The organism is Burkholderia arboris (assembly GCF_902499125.1).
In the GTDB taxonomy this organism is placed as follows: Bacteria; Pseudomonadota; Gammaproteobacteria; order Burkholderiales; family Burkholderiaceae; genus Burkholderia; species Burkholderia arboris.
The window spans coordinates 173,892-191,329 of record NZ_CABVPX010000014.1 but is presented as its reverse complement, the minus strand read 5'-3'; the positions used below and the strand labels follow the sequence as shown (position 1 = coordinate 191,329).

General features: G+C 68.8%; 18 protein-coding genes and 1 pseudogene. 12 read left to right on the top strand and 7 right to left on the bottom strand.

Features of this window, described 5'->3' with window-relative positions:
- The 5 genes and pseudogenes from BLA15945_RS19020 to BLA15945_RS19000 all read left to right on the top strand — a co-directional run.
- A pseudogene (locus BLA15945_RS19020) lies at positions 1 to 267 on the top strand (LysR family transcriptional regulator); the annotation flags it as partial.
- A gap of 41 nt (positions 268 to 308) precedes the next feature.
- A complete protein-coding gene (locus BLA15945_RS19015) occupies positions 309 to 1,232 on the top strand; it encodes a DMT family transporter (protein ID WP_059237337.1) in 924 nt (307 codons plus the stop codon).
- Between the two features lie 67 nt (positions 1,233 to 1,299).
- The gene (locus BLA15945_RS19010) at positions 1,300 to 2,079 is read left to right on the top strand and encodes a sensor histidine kinase (RefSeq protein ID WP_174993133.1); all 780 of its coding nucleotides are present in this window, start codon (positions 1,300 to 1,302) and stop codon (positions 2,077 to 2,079) included.
- 76 nt (positions 2,080 to 2,155) lie between these two features.
- Positions 2,156 to 3,499 carry a hemolysin family protein gene (locus BLA15945_RS19005; RefSeq protein ID WP_059237339.1) on the top strand — a complete coding sequence of 448 codons (1,344 nt, stop codon included), beginning with the start codon at positions 2,156 to 2,158 and terminating at the stop codon, positions 3,497 to 3,499.
- A 22-nt stretch (positions 3,500 to 3,521) separates the two neighbouring features.
- On the top strand, positions 3,522 to 4,106 hold the full coding sequence (locus BLA15945_RS19000) for a thiamine phosphate synthase (protein ID WP_174993132.1): 585 nt from the start codon (positions 3,522 to 3,524) through the stop codon (positions 4,104 to 4,106).
- Positions 4,107 to 4,176: 70 nt separating this feature from the next.
- On the opposite strand, the gene BLA15945_RS18995 is transcribed toward BLA15945_RS19000, so the two are convergent.
- Complete coding sequence (locus tag BLA15945_RS18995) at positions 4,177 to 5,829, bottom strand: DUF3459 domain-containing protein (RefSeq protein ID WP_174993140.1); 1,653 nt, start codon at positions 5,827 to 5,829, stop codon at positions 4,177 to 4,179.
- Positions 5,830 to 6,136: 307 nt separating this feature from the next.
- Between BLA15945_RS18995 and BLA15945_RS18990 the strand changes: the two genes are divergently transcribed.
- Together BLA15945_RS18990 and BLA15945_RS18985 are read left to right on the top strand one after the other, a co-directional pair.
- Positions 6,137 to 6,844 (top strand): class I SAM-dependent methyltransferase, encoded by a 708-nt coding sequence (locus BLA15945_RS18990; RefSeq protein ID WP_174993131.1) that lies wholly within the window; start codon positions 6,137 to 6,139, stop codon positions 6,842 to 6,844.
- 85 nt (positions 6,845 to 6,929) lie between these two features.
- Positions 6,930 to 7,598, top strand: a complete 669-nt coding sequence (locus BLA15945_RS18985) for a glutathione S-transferase (protein ID WP_174993139.1) — start codon at positions 6,930 to 6,932, stop codon at positions 7,596 to 7,598.
- Between the two features lie 6 nt (positions 7,599 to 7,604).
- Here BLA15945_RS18985 and BLA15945_RS18980 read toward each other — a convergent pair whose 3' ends face one another.
- Positions 7,605 to 8,258, bottom strand: a complete 654-nt coding sequence (locus BLA15945_RS18980; protein ID WP_059237342.1) for a DUF1345 domain-containing protein — start codon at positions 8,256 to 8,258, stop codon at positions 7,605 to 7,607.
- Between the two features lie 139 nt (positions 8,259 to 8,397).
- On the opposite strand from BLA15945_RS18980, the gene BLA15945_RS18975 reads away from it, so the two are divergent.
- Positions 8,398 to 9,129, top strand: a complete 732-nt coding sequence (locus BLA15945_RS18975; protein WP_059237343.1) for a metallophosphoesterase — start codon at positions 8,398 to 8,400, stop codon at positions 9,127 to 9,129.
- 65 nt (positions 9,130 to 9,194) lie between these two features.
- Here the strand turns inward: BLA15945_RS18975 and BLA15945_RS18970 are convergent, their stop codons facing one another.
- Together BLA15945_RS18970 and BLA15945_RS18965 are read right to left on the bottom strand one after the other, a co-directional pair.
- A complete protein-coding gene (locus tag BLA15945_RS18970; RefSeq protein ID WP_059237344.1) occupies positions 9,195 to 9,896 on the bottom strand; it encodes an RES family NAD+ phosphorylase in 702 nt (233 codons plus the stop codon).
- Positions 9,893 to 10,312 (bottom strand): MbcA/ParS/Xre antitoxin family protein, encoded by a 420-nt coding sequence (locus BLA15945_RS18965; RefSeq protein ID WP_059237345.1) that lies wholly within the window; start codon positions 10,310 to 10,312, stop codon positions 9,893 to 9,895. The genes BLA15945_RS18970 and BLA15945_RS18965 overlap by 4 nt, the downstream gene beginning before the upstream one ends.
- A gap of 234 nt (positions 10,313 to 10,546) precedes the next feature.
- Between BLA15945_RS18965 and BLA15945_RS18960 the strand changes: the two genes are divergently transcribed.
- Entirely contained in the window at positions 10,547 to 11,329 is a 783-nt protein-coding gene (locus tag BLA15945_RS18960) for an ABC transporter substrate-binding protein (RefSeq protein ID WP_059240775.1), read from the top strand.
- A gap of 221 nt (positions 11,330 to 11,550) precedes the next feature.
- Here the strand turns inward: BLA15945_RS18960 and BLA15945_RS18955 are convergent, their stop codons facing one another.
- Positions 11,551 to 11,799 carry a hypothetical protein gene (locus BLA15945_RS18955; RefSeq protein ID WP_081051935.1) on the bottom strand — a complete coding sequence of 83 codons (249 nt, stop codon included), beginning with the start codon at positions 11,797 to 11,799 and terminating at the stop codon, positions 11,551 to 11,553.
- Positions 11,800 to 12,368: 569 nt separating this feature from the next.
- Here BLA15945_RS18955 and BLA15945_RS18950 point away from each other — a divergent pair.
- Complete coding sequence (locus BLA15945_RS18950) at positions 12,369 to 12,755, top strand: GtrA family protein (protein WP_059237346.1); 387 nt, start codon at positions 12,369 to 12,371, stop codon at positions 12,753 to 12,755.
- Positions 12,756 to 12,781: 26 nt separating this feature from the next.
- Here BLA15945_RS18950 and BLA15945_RS18945 read toward each other — a convergent pair whose 3' ends face one another.
- Entirely contained in the window at positions 12,782 to 14,263 is a 1,482-nt protein-coding gene (locus BLA15945_RS18945) for a sigma-54 dependent transcriptional regulator (protein ID WP_059237347.1), read from the bottom strand.
- A 452-nt stretch (positions 14,264 to 14,715) separates the two neighbouring features.
- Positions 14,716 to 15,633: a metal-dependent hydrolase gene (locus tag BLA15945_RS18940; RefSeq protein ID WP_174993130.1), complete on the bottom strand. Its 918-nt coding sequence runs from the start codon at positions 15,631 to 15,633 to the stop codon at positions 14,716 to 14,718.
- Positions 15,634 to 16,213: 580 nt separating this feature from the next.
- On the opposite strand from BLA15945_RS18940, the gene BLA15945_RS18935 reads away from it, so the two are divergent.
- Entirely contained in the window at positions 16,214 to 16,555 is a 342-nt protein-coding gene (locus BLA15945_RS18935; RefSeq protein ID WP_006479474.1) for an FKBP-type peptidyl-prolyl cis-trans isomerase, read from the top strand.
- Positions 16,556 to 16,580: 25 nt separating this feature from the next.
- Positions 16,581 to 17,354, top strand: a complete 774-nt coding sequence (locus BLA15945_RS18930) for an AraC family transcriptional regulator (protein WP_059237348.1) — start codon at positions 16,581 to 16,583, stop codon at positions 17,352 to 17,354.
- The last annotated feature ends 84 nt before the right edge of the window (positions 17,355 to 17,438 follow it).

Here is a 17,438-nt window from a genome sequence, read left to right as displayed (position 1 = left end):
CTGCGCGCGCTCGACCGTGCAGGGCTGCCGTGGCGCGAGCGCTTCATTGGCGGCGGGGTCGCGGCGGTCACGGCCGCGGCCGCGGCAGGGCTCGCCGTCTGCCCGCTCGCACGGCGTGTCGCGCCGCGCACGCTGGTCGACGTCGGTGCGAAATTCGGACTGCCGCCGCTGCCGCAATCGCAGGTCGTGCTGTATTCGCGCGTACGCGACATCCGGGCCGCCGCCGCGCTGCGCAGGTTTGCCGACAGCCTTGCAATCTCGGCGTAAACTAGCGGGTTCCGCCGCCCGCAATCTCCTGAAGAATTCCGATGAAACCCGAAGCCCGCAAGCACGTCCGCGCCAACCTGCTGATGCTCGCCGCCGCCGCGATCTGGGGCTCGGCCTTCGTCGCGCAACGCCTGAGTCTCGACGTGATCGGGCCGTTCCTGTTCACCGGGCTGCGCTTCCTGCTCGGCGCGCTCGTGCTGGTGCCGCTGCTGATGCTGAATACGGCGTCGCGCGCGCAGCTCGCGGCGATCCGCCGCGAACCGGCGCTGCTGCTGCCGGGCCTCGCGCTCGGCGGGCTGCTCGCGGTGTCGATTTCGCTGCAGCAGTTCGGCCTGCAATACACGCGGGTCGCCAACGCCGGCTTCATCAGCTCGCTGTATGTCGTGATCGTGCCGCTGATGGGCGTGTTCGCCCGCCACCGGATCGGCGCGGGCACGTGGTTCGGCGCATTGCTGGCAGCGATCGGCCTGTATTTCCTCAGCATCGACGAGCACTTCTCGGTGCTCTACGGCGACTGGTTCCAGCTTGCGGGCGCCGTCATCATCGCCGCGCACGTGATGGCCGTCGGCCATCTCGCGAAGCGCCACGACCCGCTCGTGCTCGCGTTCCTGCAGTTCCTCGTGTGCGGTGTCGCGTGCCTCGCGGTCGGCCTCGCCGTCGAGCCGGTCAGCGTCGCGATGCTGCGCGGCGCGCTGCCGACGCTGCTGTACGGCGGGCTGTTGTCAGTGGGCGTCGGCTATACGCTGCAGGTGGTCGCGCAACGCGACGCGGCGCCCGCGCACGCGGCCGTGATCTTCAGCATGGAAGGCGTGTTCGCGGCGATCGCCGGCTGGGCCGCGCTCGGCGAAACGCTGACGCTGCGCGCGCTCGTCGGCTGCGCGCTGATGCTCGCCGGCCTGCTCGCCTGCCAGTTGCTGCCGAACGGCGACGCCCGGAAAAAGGACGAGGACGCGCTGCCGGCGTGACACGCACCGTCCCTATAATGGCGGTTCGCGTGACTTCCACGCCAACCGCTTCCGACAGGCCCGCTCCGTGACGTCCACTTCCGCCGATCCCGCCGCCGACCTGCTGCGCGAACGCGCAGCGCACTACGCTGCCCAGGCGGCCCTGTTCCTGCGCGACCAGGCGCTCTCCACCGCGTCGCACGACCTGCGCAGCCCGCTGAACGCGATGCACAGCTGGGCGTACGTGCTCGAGCGCCAGCTCGCCCACGCCGACCCGAACCTGCAGCGCGCGCTCGCGGGCATCCGCACGGGCATCGACCAGCAGGTCGCGCTGATCGACGACGCGCTCGACGCGCCGCGCGCGCAAACGCGCACGCTCGCGATCTCGCCACGGCCGTTCGCGTTGCGCGCGCTGCTCGACGACACGCTCGCGCTCGTCCGTTTCGCGCTCGCCGACACACGACACGTCACGCTCGACGCGACGCTGCCGGACGGCGAACCGACGCTCGTCGTCGACCGCGAACGCGTCGCCCAGGCGCTCTGGACCCTGCTGACGACGGCCGTCGAAGCGAGCGCCGCGGGCAGCCGCGTCGCCTTCGCATGCGCACGCGACGGCGTGCAGTTCAGCGCGCGCGCCACGTGCACCGTGAACGCCGACGCGCTCGCCGATCCCGCGCTACCGCACGCGTTCGAAGCGTTCGCCCGGCGCGAGATGTTGCGCCAGCGCGACGCGAAACGAAACGCCTGGGCGCTCGCACTGTGCCAGCGGGTCGCACTCGCGCACGGCGGCACGTTGACGCACGACGCATTCGCCGACGGCGCGGCCGTCACCCTCTCGTTCTCCATTCCCTGCGAGGCGCCGGTGTAAGCAATCGGCCGCCCGATACATTACAAATTCCTTTCTGGCTCTATACTGATGGGCCTGTCATAACCGGAGCGATTCTTTGTTACAGATCTTCGCGCTCATCGGCGCGTTGTTCCTGGTGGCCCTCAACGGGTTCTTCGTTGCAGCCGAATTCGGCCTCGTCAAACTGCGCGCGACGCGCGTCAAGACCCTTGCCCGCAAGCATGGCCTGCGCGGGCGCATCCTCGGCATCGTGCACGGCCGGCTCGACGCGTATCTTTCCGCGTGCCAGCTCGGCATCACGCTCGCCTCGCTCGGCCTCGGCTGGGTCGGCGAGCCGGCGTTCGCGCAACTGATCGGCCCGCTGCTCGACCTGATCGGCGTGCAGTCCGAACGCGTCGTGCACCTGATCTCGCTCGTGTTCGCGTTCTCGCTGATCTCGTTCCTGCACATCGTCGTCGGCGAACTGGCGCCGAAATCGATGGCGATCCGCCAGTCGGAGAAGGTCGGCCTGTGGGTCGCCCTGCCGCTGTATGCGTTCTACTGGGCGATGTATCCGGCGATCTGGGTGCTCAACTCCAGCGCCAACGCGGTGCTGCGGCTCGCAGGGCTGTCGGCCGACCACGGCAGCGACGCGCACTACTCGACCGACGAGCTGAAGCTGATCCTGCGCAGCCGCCGCAGCACGGCCGGCAACACGGCGCAGCCGGCACGCGGCACGTACAGCAACGACGAGTGGAACACGCTCGCGCATTCGCTCGATTTCTCGTCGATGACGGTGTCCGACCTGATGCGGCCGGCCCATGAAATGATCGGCCTGCGGCGCGACCTGCCGCTGCCCGACAACATGGAGATCGTCGCGCGGCACCGCTTCAGCCGCTATCCGCTGTTCGAGGATGCGTCGCGCGAACAGGTGAGCGGGCTGATCCACCTGAAGGACCTGCTGCTCGCGCGTCACGCGGGCGCCGCGCTCGAAGACCTGTCCGACTACGTGCGCCCGGTGCAGTACGTGAAGCCCGACACCCCGGCGCTCGACCTGTTCCGCCGCTTCCGCAAGGGCGCCCCGCACTTCGCGCTGGTCGGCAACAAGGGCGAGAAGCCGATCGGCTTCCTGACGCTCGACAACCTGCTCGGCGCGCTGGTCGGCCAGATCCACGACGAGTTTCGCCAGGGCGATGCCGACTGGAGCCGCCTCGACGACGGCACACTGATGGGCAAGGGCAGCCTGCCCGTCGTGTCGCTCGAGCAGGCGCTCGGCATCGACATCGACGAAGGCCGCGCGGAATCGGTCGGCGGCCTCGTGATCCAGGCGCTCAGCGACCTGCCGACCGAAGGGCAACGCGTGTCGTTCGACCGCTTCGACGTCGTCGTGAAGAAGATGAACGGGCCGCGCATCGTGCTCGTGCGCGTCTATCCGAAGGGCATGAAAGAGGCCGACGAATGACGGCCCCTCGTTGCGTCGCGCGATGAACGCGATGCTGCCGCGCTGCTGCGTGATCACGCCCGAACCGGCGTCCGCGTCGGCAGCCGATCGCGCGGCATTCCTCGACCGGTTGTCGGCCGTGCTCGCGCGCGGTGAAACGCTCGTGCAACTGCGCGTGAAATCGCTCGATGCGGCCGCGTTCGCGTCGCTTGCCGCCGCAGCGCTCGCGCGCTGCGACGCGGCCGGCGCCCACCTGATGCTCAATGGCCCGATCGATGCCGCCGGCGTGATGCGGCTCGACGGCGCCGGCTGGCATCTCGACGGCACCGCGTTGCGCGCCGCCGCGCAGCGGCCGCTGCCAGCCGGCCGTTGGGTGTCGGCCGCCTGCCATTCGCAAGACGACCTGCTGCTGGCCGCACGCGCCGGCGCGGATTTCGTCACGCTGTCGCCCGTGCTGCCGACGCTCAGTCATCCCGGTGCGCCGACACTCGGCTGGGCGCAGTTCGATACGCTGGCCGCGCAGGCCGCGATGCCCGTCTTCGCGCTCGGCGGGATGACGCGCACGCATCTCGACGACGCGCGCCGCCACGGCGCGCACGGCATCGCGGGGATTCGCGGGTTCTGGTAAGTCCGGGATTGCCTGCGGCCCAGCCGGGCGCGCATGCGCCCGGCCTTCCAACCGTCACGCCGTCATCTGCTCATGCGTTCAGGTTCGGACGCATGCCGCGCCACGAACCGTCGTCGATGCGCCGAGCATCGTGCGTCAGCGCATAGCGGTTGACGTCACCCGTCAACCACGCAACGAGCGAATACGGCGGCAATTCCCCTTCATCGACACGATCGCGCGCGCGCGCCGGCGTCTCGAACACGACGCGTCCTCCCGGTGCGTCGAACCGCAGCGCATCGGGCGACAGGTTCAATGCAATCGTCAGCGTCTCGTCGTCGGCGAGCCGCCAGGACGCGAGCAGCGCATCGGCATCGCCGTCGCCGTCCGCCTTCAGCGCATGCGCGTCCTGCGGCCGGCAATCGGACAGCCGCGGCGCGATCAGCTTCGCGCGCACCGCGAGCGCCGACTGCACGAAATGCGCACGATCGGTGTCGCGCGCGGTTTCATCGAAGATCAGCGGGATCTGCGGCGTGAGCAGCGACAGCGCGAGTGCGGCCAGGCCGGCCGCCTGCGCCTGATCGCCCGGGCCGCTGTCGCGCCACGCGCCATCGGACAGCACGAGCGACGTCAGCGCCAGCCCGCTGTCGGCCGCCACGCCCTCTCCCGACGCGGCCGGCTGAAATGCCGCGCCGGCCGCGGTCAGTGCGCGGGCGAGCGTGTGGATCGACTGGTGCGTGGAAATGCCTTCGTGGGCCGACGTATCGCGCCCCGTCAGCCGGTGCAGCGCACGTTCGCCGCACCCGTTCCACTGCGCGTCGAAATGGGTATCGGCGAGATGCGCCGGATGCCGCTCGCTGCCGAGCACGAGGTGGATCAGGCGGTCGGCCGGCACGGCCGCGCGCACGCGATCCGCGATCTCGCGCAGCCACGACACGCCGATCCGGTCGGCTTCGCGCAGGCGCAGCCCGTCGCACCGGTATTCGTCGAGCCAGTACAGCGCGTTGTCGCAGAAGAAATCGCAGACTTCCGGATGATCGAGCGCCAGCGGCGCGGCCTGCAACGGATCGTCGCGCGTATGGAAGAACGGCACCGCGTAATGGCGCAGCGCATCGGTGCCGCTGCCGAAGCGCGCGTAGTCGAGCTCCAGCAGCACCGCGAACCCGTAGCCGTGCGCGTCGTCGATCAGCGCCTTCAGCGCGTCGGGGCCGCCTTCGGCCGCGAGCGGCGCGAACGGCAGGCTGTCGTGCGGCGACGCGAGCAATTCCAGCGCGGTCACGCCGAGACGTGCGAGCTGCGGCAAGCGGCGGCGCACGCCGTCGAAGCCGCCCACCGCGTGCGGACGGACCGCGTAAAGCGCCATGTCTTCCCACGCGCGCCCGCGCCAAAACGTGTTGCGCCACGTGAATGCGCGCGGATCGACGACCTCGCTCGGACCGTTGAGCCCGTCGGGTTGCGAGCGCGACGCGGGATCGGGAATCGACACGGCGTCGTCGAGGCGATAGCGGTAACGCGTGCCCGCGCCGCAGTCGGCGAAGACTTCGAACCAGTTCGGGCCGGCGGCCGTCATCGGAACGAGCGTCGGGTCGGAGCCGGAATCGAGTTCGAGTTGGACCTGTGTACTGCCCGGCGCCCACACGCGGAAATGCGTGCGCGGTGTCGTGGAGAGCGCGCCGCAGGGCTGCGCGCCAAACGGTAAGCAATGGATGTAGTGCTGCGCGTACGGATCGTGCGGACAATCGGACATCATGCGCTCCTCGTGCGTGCCGAGCGGCATGGCCGCGCCCGTGGCGCGGCGCATCGGGGCCCGGCATGCGACGGCCAGGCGGGGGGAGAGAACCGAGTATGCGCCGGATTCGCCATCCCGATGCAGGCTGGTCAGACATTTTTAAATGCGAATCGACCCCGGGGAATCGGGTGCGCCGGCCCATGCCGGCGAGTCGGGTAGTCGGCATACCGGAATGACCGCTCGCCTTGTTGCGCCGGCCGCAGGCCCGTACGCTCTGCGTCATGCCCGCGGGCACGTCGTCCGCCATCGACCCAAGGAACCCGCCATGTCGCTTCCCGCCAGCGCCGCGAAATTCGATCCGTCACGCGCGCAAGAATATGCCGAGCAATCGCGCATCGCGCTCGCCGGCTACGATGCGTGCCACGAGCTCAGCGCATGCATGCTCGCGTCGGCGATCGGCGTGACCGATGCACGGATCCTTGTCGCAGGTGCGGGCGGCACGGGCCAGGAAATCTGCGTCGCGGCCACACTCGAACCGGGCTGGCAGTTCACGGCCGTCGACCCGTCTGCGCCGATGCTCGCGCTTGCGCACTCGAACGTCGAGGCCGCCGGCCACGGGGCACGCACGGTGTTCATCGAGGACGGCGTCGACGCATTGCCCGACACCCCCGCGTTCGACGGCGCGACGCTGATCGGCGTGCTGCATCACGTGCCGGGCGACGAAGCGAAGGCCGCGCTGCTGCACGCGATCGCGCGGCGCCTGAAGCCCGGCGCGCCGCTCGTGCTCGCCGGCAACCATCGCCGCTACGCGGACCACCCTCGCCTGCTCGATGCGTGGCAGCAACGCTGGCGCATGAAGGGCGCCACGCCCGACGCCGTGCGTGCGCAACTCGCGAAGATCCTGCAGGGCGCCGATCCGCCCGCCTCCGAGGAGGCCGTGTTCGCGCTGCTGCGCGATGCGGGCTTCGACGCGCCGTTGCGCTTTTTCGCCAGCCTGTTCTGGGGCGCGTGGGTCGCGGTGCGGGGCGCGTAGCGGTTCGACGCGGCGCAGGACTGGATTCGCGTACGCGCCACACGCGCTGGGTATGATGTCGTTTCCGCCCCTTTCCGGCCTCGACATGCTCACCGTCCATCACCTGAACAACTCGCGCTCGCAGCGCGTGCTCTGGCTGCTCGAAGAACTGGATGTGCCGTACGAGATCGTGCGCTACGAACGCGATCCGAAAACGATGCTCGCGCCGCCCGCGTTGCGCGCGATCCATCCGCTCGGCAAGTCGCCGGTCGTCACCGACGACGGCCATACGTTCGCCGAATCGGGCGCGATCATCGAGTACCTGGTCGAACGCTACGGCAACGGGCGCCTCGCGCCGCCGCCCGGCTCACCCGAGCGGCACGATTACACGTACTGGCTGCACTACGCGGAAGGGTCGGCGATGCCGCCGCTGCTGCTCAAGCTCGTCGCGCTGCGGATCGCGCATGCGCCGATGCCGTTCTTCGCGCGGCCGATCGCGCGCAAGATCGCTGAAACACTGCAGTCGGGTTTCGTCGATCCGCAGATCGCGCTGCATCTCGGCCATATCGACAGCGCACTGCAACGCACCGGCTGGTTCGTCGGCAACGGCTTCAGCGCGGCCGACATCCAGATGAGCTTTCCGCTCGAAGCCGCGACCTCGCGCGGCGGCGGCAGCCGGTATCCCGCGATCGCGCGTTTCCTCGACGCGATCCACGCACGGCCCGCGTACCAGCGGGCGCTGGAACGCGGCGGCCCGTACGACCTGCTCAAGTAACCGGCGTCAGCTCAGCAACCCTGCCGCCACGTTGATCGACAGCCCGAGCACGGCCATGTTGAAGTAGAACGACAGGATCGACTGCGCGAGCACCGAGCGCCGCGCGGAGCGGTTCGCGAGCGACACGTCGGCCGTCTGCGACGCGACCGCGAGCGTGAACGCGAAATACAGGAAATCCCAGTAGTCGGGTTCGGGGTTGCGGTCGGGGAAGCGGAGCGCGCGGTCGTTGGATGGCGATCCGTAATAGAGCCGCGCGTAGTGCAGCGTGAAGATCGTCGGGATCAGGAACCAGGCGCCAAACAGCGTCGCGCCCGTGATCGCGTAGTGGCTGAGCCCCGCGCTGAAGCCGACGCTCTTGGCCGTGGCGAGCTCGATCGCGATCGCGGCCACGCTCGCGACGGTCGCGAAGCACACGACGGTCAGCACGGTCGTCGCGTTTTCGTCTTCGCGGATCGCGACTTCGCGCACCTTGTGATGATGTGCGGTCACCATGCGCACCCACATCAGCACGAGATACAGCCAGATCGCGCAATCCCAGCCGATCAGCGCCCGCACGGCCGGACGCATCGGAAACGGCAGCAGCACCGCGCACAGCACGCCGGCGACGAACGCCGCGACCATGCGCGGCCGGTTGCGTAATACCTGCGGATAAAACGTCATCGTGTCGTTCCGAAAGCGGATGGAAAGGGTTCGGCCGGCGCGCGGGACGGCCCGCTGCGCCGTGCCGGCGGGTAACGCGCCCCGATTATCGCCATTCCATCGTGACGTGGCGATGGGCACGAGCGCCTAAGATAAGGGGATGACTGCCACCGCCCCCCTCTGCCGCCACGCCGCGAACACGTCCGGCCGCGACTTCGTCGTCGGCGACCTGCACGGCTGCGTGGACGTGCTGCGCGCGCTGCTGCACGATATCCGCTTCGATCCGGCCCGCGACCGCCTGTTCTCGGTCGGCGATCTCGTCGATCGCGGCCCGGCCTCCGAAATCGCGCTCGAACTGCTCGACCGCCCGTGGTGCCACGTCGTGCGCGGCAATCACGAGGAGGTGCTGAGCCTCGTGTCGCGCGGCAAGGTGCCGCCCGATGCGTGGCGCGGGATCGGCGGCGACTGGGGCGCCGATCTGCCGCCCGAACGGCTGCACGCCCATGCGGCGCGCGTCGATGCGCTGCCGCTGGTGCGCGTGATCGGCGACGGCCCCGACCGCTTCAACGTGCTGCATGCGGAATTCTTCGGCTCGGACACGGATCTCGACGCGGGCAACTATCCGCACGACGTGCGCGAGCGGCTGATCTGGGGCCGCGACCTCGTTCAGGGGCTCGCCGATCCGGCGCGGCAGGCCGGGCTGTCGCTGACCTGCACCGGGCACACGCCCGTGCGTGCGCCGCAGCGGATCGGCGCGCAATGGTTCATCGATACGGGTGCGTTCGCGCCGTCCGGGCGGCTCACGCTCGCCGAGCCGCGCACCGGCAGCACGTGGTCGATGACGCAAGCCGAAGCGCGCGAGCGCCACGCGGGCGACTGGCCGCTACCCTGATGCGCCGACGCGCCGGTGCACCGGCTGGCGCCCTCGCCGCGCAACCGCCCGCGAACGCGCGAACGCTAGCCGACCTGGTTCAGTTCGAACACCGCATCGACGGCCGAGCCGTTCCAGTTGTATTCGAGATAGGCCGCGTGCTGACAGTCGCGCAGCAACGTCGTGCGGAACGCGGCGAGGCACTCGCCGCGCGGGTCGCGCACCGACGGATAGACGATCCCCGCACCGCCCGCGTTGCGCACCGCGCGGCCGAGCGCCTGCCCCGCACTGTAGTCGAGCGGATGCAACAAGGCGGGATCGCGCTGCGGCCACGCGCGCACGTCGGCCACGTCGCCCTGCGCGAGCACGGTATAGAGCCGCATCTGCTGGCGCATCGGCGGCTCCTTCGTCGCGGCCAGGAACAGCCCGCTGTGATAGCGCGTTTCGGCGATCGCCGTGTCGCGCGAGCGGGCGCAGTAGAACACACCGTAGCTGCCGTCGGAAAAGCGGCTGCCCAGCGGATTCAGGTGCGTGAACGCGGCCATGATCGGCCCCCAGCCCTGCCCGTAGCGGCGCTCGGCGGGCGGCACGAGGCCGAGCGTGCCGACTTCGGTGCGGATGCGGTCGTTGGTCAGCGATTCGAGCGCGTACAGCGCATCGAAATCGTCTGCCGACGCCACGCGATCGAACAGGTTGATCGCTGGAAAACGGGTGGGGATCACGCGGTAGGCCGGGGCCCAGTCGACGGCGGTCGTGGGCCATTGTCGTGTTTCGATCGGTGTCGTCACGCCCAGCCACCCCGCATCGCGTCGAGATAGTGCCGGATGGCGACCAGATCGCCGACGTTACCGGCGAGCATCCGGTCGAGCGCGCGCTTGCCGCCGAACGGCGCCGCGTCATTGGGCCGCCTGACCCACGCGTCGGCCGCGGCCGGCTGCGGCAGCAGGATCTGCAGCGCCTTGTAGATGCCGAGCAGCAGCGACAGCCGCTCGAGCGTATCGCGCGGCAGCCGCGCCGATTCCGGCGTGGCCTTCCACTTGAAGAACGTCGAACGGCCGGGCGACCCGAGCAGCACGATCTGCTCGTCGATCGTCAGCTCCCAGTCGCGCGCGATGTTGAAAAACGCGCGCAGGCCAGCCGCCGACATCTGCGCGACCGAAGCCTGTGGCGGGGCGGAATGCGAATCGTAGGCGGGCTGTGACATGATCGTTAGTCTCGAAATGAATTTACTAACAAGATTAGTCCATTTTCGCATTTTTGCAAGGGTCGTCCCCCATCGATCGGTCCACGCCTCCGACAAAACGATATTTTTTGTCCATTCTGGACTTTGATTTTATTTTCTGCGTTAATGGCCATGCGGACAGCGCGTCGGAACGCGACGCGTGTCCGGGAAACCGTGTCGCACGGAAACCGGATGCACCACGCCAAGGAACGCACCATGAAGAGACTGATTGCCGCTGTTTCGATCGCCCTGCTCGCGGTATCCGCAGGCCCCGCCGTCGCGAAGGACTGGACCACGATCCGCTTCGGCACCGATGCCAGCTACGCGCCGTTCGAGTCGAAGGCGCCCGACGGCAAGCTCGTCGGCTTCGACATCGACCTCGGCAACGAGATCTGCGCGCGCCTGAAGGCGAAGTGCGTGTGGCTCGAGAACGATTTCGACGGCATGATTCCGGCGCTGAAGGCGAAGAAGTTCGACGCGGTGCTGTCGTCGATGTCGATCACGCCGCAGCGTGCGCAGCAGATCGGCTTCACGACGAAGATCTACAACCAGCCGACGCGGCTCGTCGTGAAGAAAGGCTCGCCGCTGCTGCCGACGGCCGAATCGCTGAAGGGCAAATCGATCGGCGTCGAGCAGGGCACGACGCAGGAAACGTATGCGAAGGCGTACTGGGGCAAGCAAGGCGCGAACGTCGTGTCGTACCAGAACCAGGATGGCGTGTATGCGGACCTGACGTCGGGCCGCCTCGACGCGGCGCTGCAGGATGAAGTGCAGGCCGCGATCGGGTTCCTGAAATCGCCGCGCGGTGCGAACTACACGTTCGTCGGGCCCGAACTCGTCGACGAGAAGGTGCTCGGCATCGGCGCCGGCATCGGGCTGCGCCAGGAGGACACCGACCTGAAGGCGAAGATCGACCGCGCGATCGTCGACATGGTGAAGGACGGCACCTACAAGCGGCTCGCGTCGAAGTACTTCGACTTCGACATCTACGGCGGTTGAAAAAACGGCGTCGCGCGCGTACGGGTACTGCTCCCGTCGCGCGCGTCCGACCGCCCCTCCCCTTCAACCGGATGGCAACGGCATCGCGCGGTTCGCCGTCGCATCGAATCCTTCTCGTCGTGCATCGCCTCCGCGGCACGACGTGTCGACCATCATTCGGATTGCAGATCAATCGCTCGCGGGAGCGACGGGCAATGCGAAAGGAGGTCGTGCTGCTTGAGTCAATAGGCGAAGATCGGGCGTCGCGGTACCGGCGCCCGTGTACACATGCCCATGCGGATCGGGTTGGCGTGCAGGAAAGTGCCGACCCGGCGCGGATGACCGGCAACCAGCCGGATCCGCCTCGCACCGGGCGCGGAGAGATGGCCTGTCGAGGCATGCCGGCCGGCTGCAAGTGCGACGTTCGACCGGCGATGTCCCGAATCACTGCGATCGCGGCCTGCCAGCCGCGGCGTGTGGCGATCGTTCATTTTTCTACCCCGTATGCAGTGTGATGTTTGTTCCGGCAACCGGATCATGCCGGTGCCCCGACGATCGGGCGACGACGCGCCGTGCTCGCCGTCACGCGGCCGCTGCACCGCGCTCCGACACCGCATCCCCGCGGACTGCGTCCTGGCCGGACCCGGCTGCCTTCGCCGCCGAACCGGACGGACCTCGCGTCGTCGACTCTCGCACGACACTCTCCGCAAGGAGCGGGCCAGCTCCGCGCGAGCCCGTCCGGACAAGGGGTCGGCCGGGCCGGCCGGCGGCTCGAACGGGTGTGGAATGCCGGAAGTTGCGAAACTGAAACATGCGATGCGCGGCGCTCGCCGGACGCGTGACGGCCGGGCCTTGCGGGATAAGGCTGAACAATGATGCGCGGAAAATTTACCGACGGGGAGCGAGCCGGCCGGCCCGGTTCGCCGCGAAAATTCACCCGGTTGCCAGCGCGAAACGTTTCATGCGCTTTACATGCGGCCGGCGCAGGGCCGGCCCGCTCGCGCGGCTATACTGCGGCACCGCTTCCCGCGACGCCACGCTGCCCGAACGACCGCCCACGATGATCCGCACCCTCTATGCCGCCGAACGCGCCAGGCTGATCCGCTTCGGCGTGTCGGGCCTCGGCTCGACCGCGCTGCATGCGCTGATCGCCGCCGCGATGTTCGCGCTGTTCGACGCGACGCCCGTGGTCGCGAACGCAACCGCGTTCGTCTGCTCGACCGCGTTCTCGTATCTCGCCAATACGCTGTGGAGTTTTTCGTCGCCGGTGACGTGGAGCAACTTCGTGCGCTTTCTCGCGGTCGCGATGGCCGGCCTCGTCGTGACGATGCTGCTGGCGCACGGCACCGAGGCGCTGGGGCTCGCCCGCGCATGGAGCATCGTCGCGGTCGTGCTGTGCGTGCCGCCCGTCACGTTCGTGCTGCACCGGCTCTGGACCTATCGCTGAGCCGGTTCGCACGCACCGCGCGCCGCTCAGCCGACCCGCTGATGCCCGGCGTCGCCGGACGGTGCGCCGTCGTGCCCGCCGCTGTCGCCGTTCCCGCCGTTGTTGTCGTGGTCGTTCAGCCCGTGCTCGATCATCATCCGGTAGAGCGTCACGCGTGAAATGCCGAGTTCGGCGGCGGCCTTGTTGATCCGGTGGTCGTTGCGCAGCAGCGCGTTTTCGATCGCGGTGCGTTCGGCAAGCGCCCTCGCCTGTTCGAGCGTCACGGGTTCGGTTTCGCCGGGCGTGTCGAGCCCGAGATCGTGCGGCGTCAGCAGCCGGCTCTCGGCCATCACGATCGCGCGCCGCACGCGGTTGATCAGCTCGCGCACGTTGCCGGGCCACTCGTAGCGCCGCATCGCATCGAGCGCGGCCGACGTGAAGCCGCTGATCTTGCGGCCGCTGTCTGCCTTGAATTTCTGCAGCACATAGTGCGCAAGGATGTCGATGTCCTTGCCGCGCGCGCGTAGCGGCGGTTCGTGGATGCGCAGCACGCACAGGCGGTGATAGAGATCCGCACGGAAGCGCGCGGCCTCGACCGCGCCGTCGAGATCGACGTGCGTGGCCGAGATGATCCGCACGTCGACCGCGATCGATTCCTGCCCGCCGAGCCGCTCGATCTTGCCCTCCTGCAGGAAGCGCAGCAGGCTCGCCTGGCTTTCGACCGGCATGTCGCCGATTTCGTCGAGAAACAGCGTGCCGCCGTTCGCCGATTCGATCCGGCCCGCGCGCCGCTGGTTCGCGCCGGTGAATGCGCCGCGCTCATAGCCGAACAGCTCTGACTGCAGCAGGTGATGCGGAATCGCGCCGCAATTGATCGCGACGAACGGTCCCTTGCCGCGGACGGAGCGCTCGTGGATCGCGAGCGCCGTCAGTTCCTTGCCGGTGCCCGACTCGCCCGAGATGAACACGCTCGCGTCGGTCTTCGCGACTTTGCGGATCGTGCTGAACAGCTGCTGCATCGCCTCGCAGTTGCCGATCATCCCGTGTTCGCCGATGGACGCCGCATACGCGGCACCGTCGACGCGATCGAGCGCGGCCATCCCGCGCGCATGGCCGAGCACGTGCGAAATCCATTCGTACGGCAGCGGCAGCGTCACGTAGTCGAAGCAATAGCTGCGGATCAGTTCGCGCACGGCGGGGCCGATCGTGATGCCGGCCTGCGCGATGGAAATCCAGCCGATCGCCGGCTGGCTCAGGCACGCCTTCAGCGCGGGATAGTCGCGCGACGTGAACCCGGTGAAATCGACCAGCCCGGCTGCGACGTTCACGCCGGACGTCATGTTCTGCGCGGCGCCGGCCGTCTTTGCAACCGCAATCTCCCAGCCAAGCCCGCGCAGTTGCGCCAGCAACGGCTCGTCGGGCGTGCGCATGATCACGAACAGCTTGCGCCCGGCCTCGGGTGCGGTGACGGAGACATCCGTCATCTCGGGCGCTGCCTGCCCGTTTGCGTCGGGTGACCTTGCAACCATCGTTGTTCCCCGCTTGGCGTTGGTATCGTGCGCCGGCTCGCCGCCGCATACGACGGACCACGATCGAACCGACATATTGGCCGCATTTCCGTCCGAATAAAATCCCCCCGCGCACGAATCGCACGAGAATTGGACGCTTTCATGAACGGTATATCGATGCGTTCGGCCGGCGGCTAGATGGGTGTTATCCCGGTGGCGGGGCGGCTTGACACCCGAGCGGGCAGGCGCCCGCCGCGCAAAGCCACGCCGGTGCTGGCGCGCAGCGTTTGCGCATGAAGTGACGCACGCAGATTCGGCGCGCCGGTGCGCACGTGTGCAGCCGGTCGGCCGGACAGGCGAGCACCGGCGCAACCGATTCCGGTTGATTTCCGTCAATCGTCAGACGAAGCCGGTTGATGCGGGAACGCAACATGCTCCGCGCAACGCCGCGCATGATCGCGCGGCGGATCGTGTCAGCGGCCCGATGCGAGCGGCGCCGGTGCGTTCGCGCGGCCGCGGCCGGCCGGCGTGCCGGCGTGTTCGCCGTATGTGGCGGCCAGCGCGTCGACTCGCGCCAGATGATGGTGATTGTCGTGGTCCCACGGATGGAAGCCCGGCCGGAAAAAGCTCAGCCATTCGCCGGCGATGCGCGGGAACAGCCCGCGGCGCGGCCCGTACAGGAACGCGATCATCCGCAGCATGCCGCGCACGTGATGGCCGGCACCGCGATCGCGCCACAGCAGCGTCGCGTGCATCAGGAACACGGTCGGCCAGAACGTCAGCGTCGTCAGCAGATACACGCCGATGCGGATCAAATAGCGGCGCAGCCCCGGTTTCATCGCGGTATTCCACACGTCAAACGACACGGCCTTGTGCTCGGTTTCCTCGAGCGCGTGCCAGATCCACATCTGCCGGTAGCCTTCGACCGAGCCGTCGAGGCGCGTCGGGTCGCGCAGCAGCCAGTCGGCGAGCATCGCCGTGTAGTGTTCCGCCGCGACCGTATGCGCGAGCTGCACCGAATGCGGCAGCTTGCGCTTCATGAAGCCGAGCACCGCCCACACGCGCTTGTCGAGCTTGCGCGCCGGCAGGTGGTTCGCCTGCATCAGCTCGTTGTATTCGATGTGCTCGCGCGTGTGCATCGCCTCCTGGCCGATGAAGCCGAGCACCTGCTGCTTCAGCACGGGATCGTCGATCCGGTCGCGGTAGTTGCGCACCGAATCCATGAAGAAACGCTCGCCGGCCGGGAACAGCAGCGACAGCGCGTTGAAGAAATGGGTCACATGCGACCCGAGTCCATGCCAGTCCTTCGCGCGTTCGACCGGCAGGTCGAAGCGCAGGTCGCGGCGCACCGGCATGATCCCGGCTGCGGTGGCGGAAGCGGCTGACTTCATGTTCATGGTTCTCCTGGTTCCGGACGGCCCGGCACGTCATCCGACACGGCCGGCGCGGGCCCGGGCGGCGCATCGCGCACCGCCAAAATCTTGACATCGACAGATGTAAAGATAGGCCGCCCGCGCCGGCGCATGCAAGCCGCGCGGTAGATGCACGCTTCCAAACAGGGCACGGTCGAAACGGCGGAAAAAACGGCGCTCGAACGGCGCCCGGACAGGGCGCGATTCGAACGCGCAGGCGGGCTGGCGGACGATGTGCGGCGCCCGGCGTCGCGCCCCGCTGCCGGCCCGACAGCCTCGTGCGGCGGGCGTTTGACGGAATCCGCCGCGAGCGGTCGACAGGCGGCGGATCGCAGCGGTAGCGCCGATTCATACGCGCGGCGCACCGCAACGGTGCAACCCCGATCGCGGGGCCCGTGAAAAATTCAAACGCGCGTTCCAATGGCGTTTCGGGCGAGCGCGGCCACGGCAACCCGCCGCCGGCTCCGGCACGCGCGCGACGAGCCGCAAGCCACCTGCGACGGCGCGCGGCGCGCTCGCCTACAATAGCGGTTTTACGCAACCTCTTTCAGGAGAAGTCATGTCTGTCATCACGACCGAATCGGGCCTCAAATACGAAGACCTGACCGAAGGCACCGGCGCGGAAGCGCAAGCCGGCAAGACCGTCAGCGTCCACTACACGGGCTGGCTGACCGACGGTCAGAAATTCGATTCGAGCAAGGACCGCAACGACCCGTTCGCGTTCGTGCTCGGCGGCGGCATGGTCATCAAGGGCTGGGACGAAGGCGTGCAGGGCATGAAGGTCGGCGGCGTGCGTCGCCTGACGATTCCGCCGCAACTCGGCTACGGCCCGCGCGGCGCAGGCGGCGTGATCCCGCCGAACGCGACGCTCGTGTTCGAAGTCGAACTGCTCGACGTCTGACGTCGCACCCGGCCGTTTCCGTCCGATGCCACGCATCGCCTCCCCCGCCATCGCGCTGCGCCGCTACGACACGCGCGAAGCGTCGGACGTGCACGACTTCCACCAGGTCGTGCTCGGCGTCGATGGCGCGATGGTGATGGCGGTGGACGGAATCGGCCAGCGCATCGACCGGCACGCGGCCTGGCTGATACCGGCCGGCGCGCGCCACGACTATGCGGGCCTCGGCGACAATCGCCAGCTCGTGATCGACCTGCCCGCCACGTCGCTCGCGGTGCCGCAACGGCTGTTCGACCGCGCGCGCGCCGTGGCGATCGACCCGGCGCTCACGTCGCTCGTCGCGCAGGTCGCGGCGGCGGCCGCGCAACACGATGCGCCGGCCGGCGACGCACGGCAGGCCGCCGCGCACCGTTTCCAGTGGCAGGCCGCCGCGCGTCTGTGCGACGCGCTGCTCGACGACGCCGGCATCGCCGCGCCCGCGTCGGGCCTCGATTTCGCGCGCATCGACCGCTGGCTGCGCGCGCGGCTCGCGGAGCCGCTGCGTATCGCCGATCTTGCCGCGCATTGCGGCTACGGGATGCGCCGGTTTCATCAACTGTTCGTCGACGCGTTCGGCGAAACGCCCCATCGCTACCTGCAGCGGCTGCGGCTCGACGCGGCGGTCGTGCTGCTTGCCGACGGCCGCCACCCGCTCGTCGACATTGCCGGCCTGGTCGGCTTCGCGGACCAAAGCACGTTCACGCATGCGTTCACGAAGCGCTTCGGCGTCGCGCCCGGACGCTGGCGCGGCGAACGGCATTGAGCCCATCGGCCTCGCCGGACACGCAGCCGCGTCGGCGCAGGTATCGACGCTTCACGTCCCGCTGAAACATCGCCCGTCCGTCGC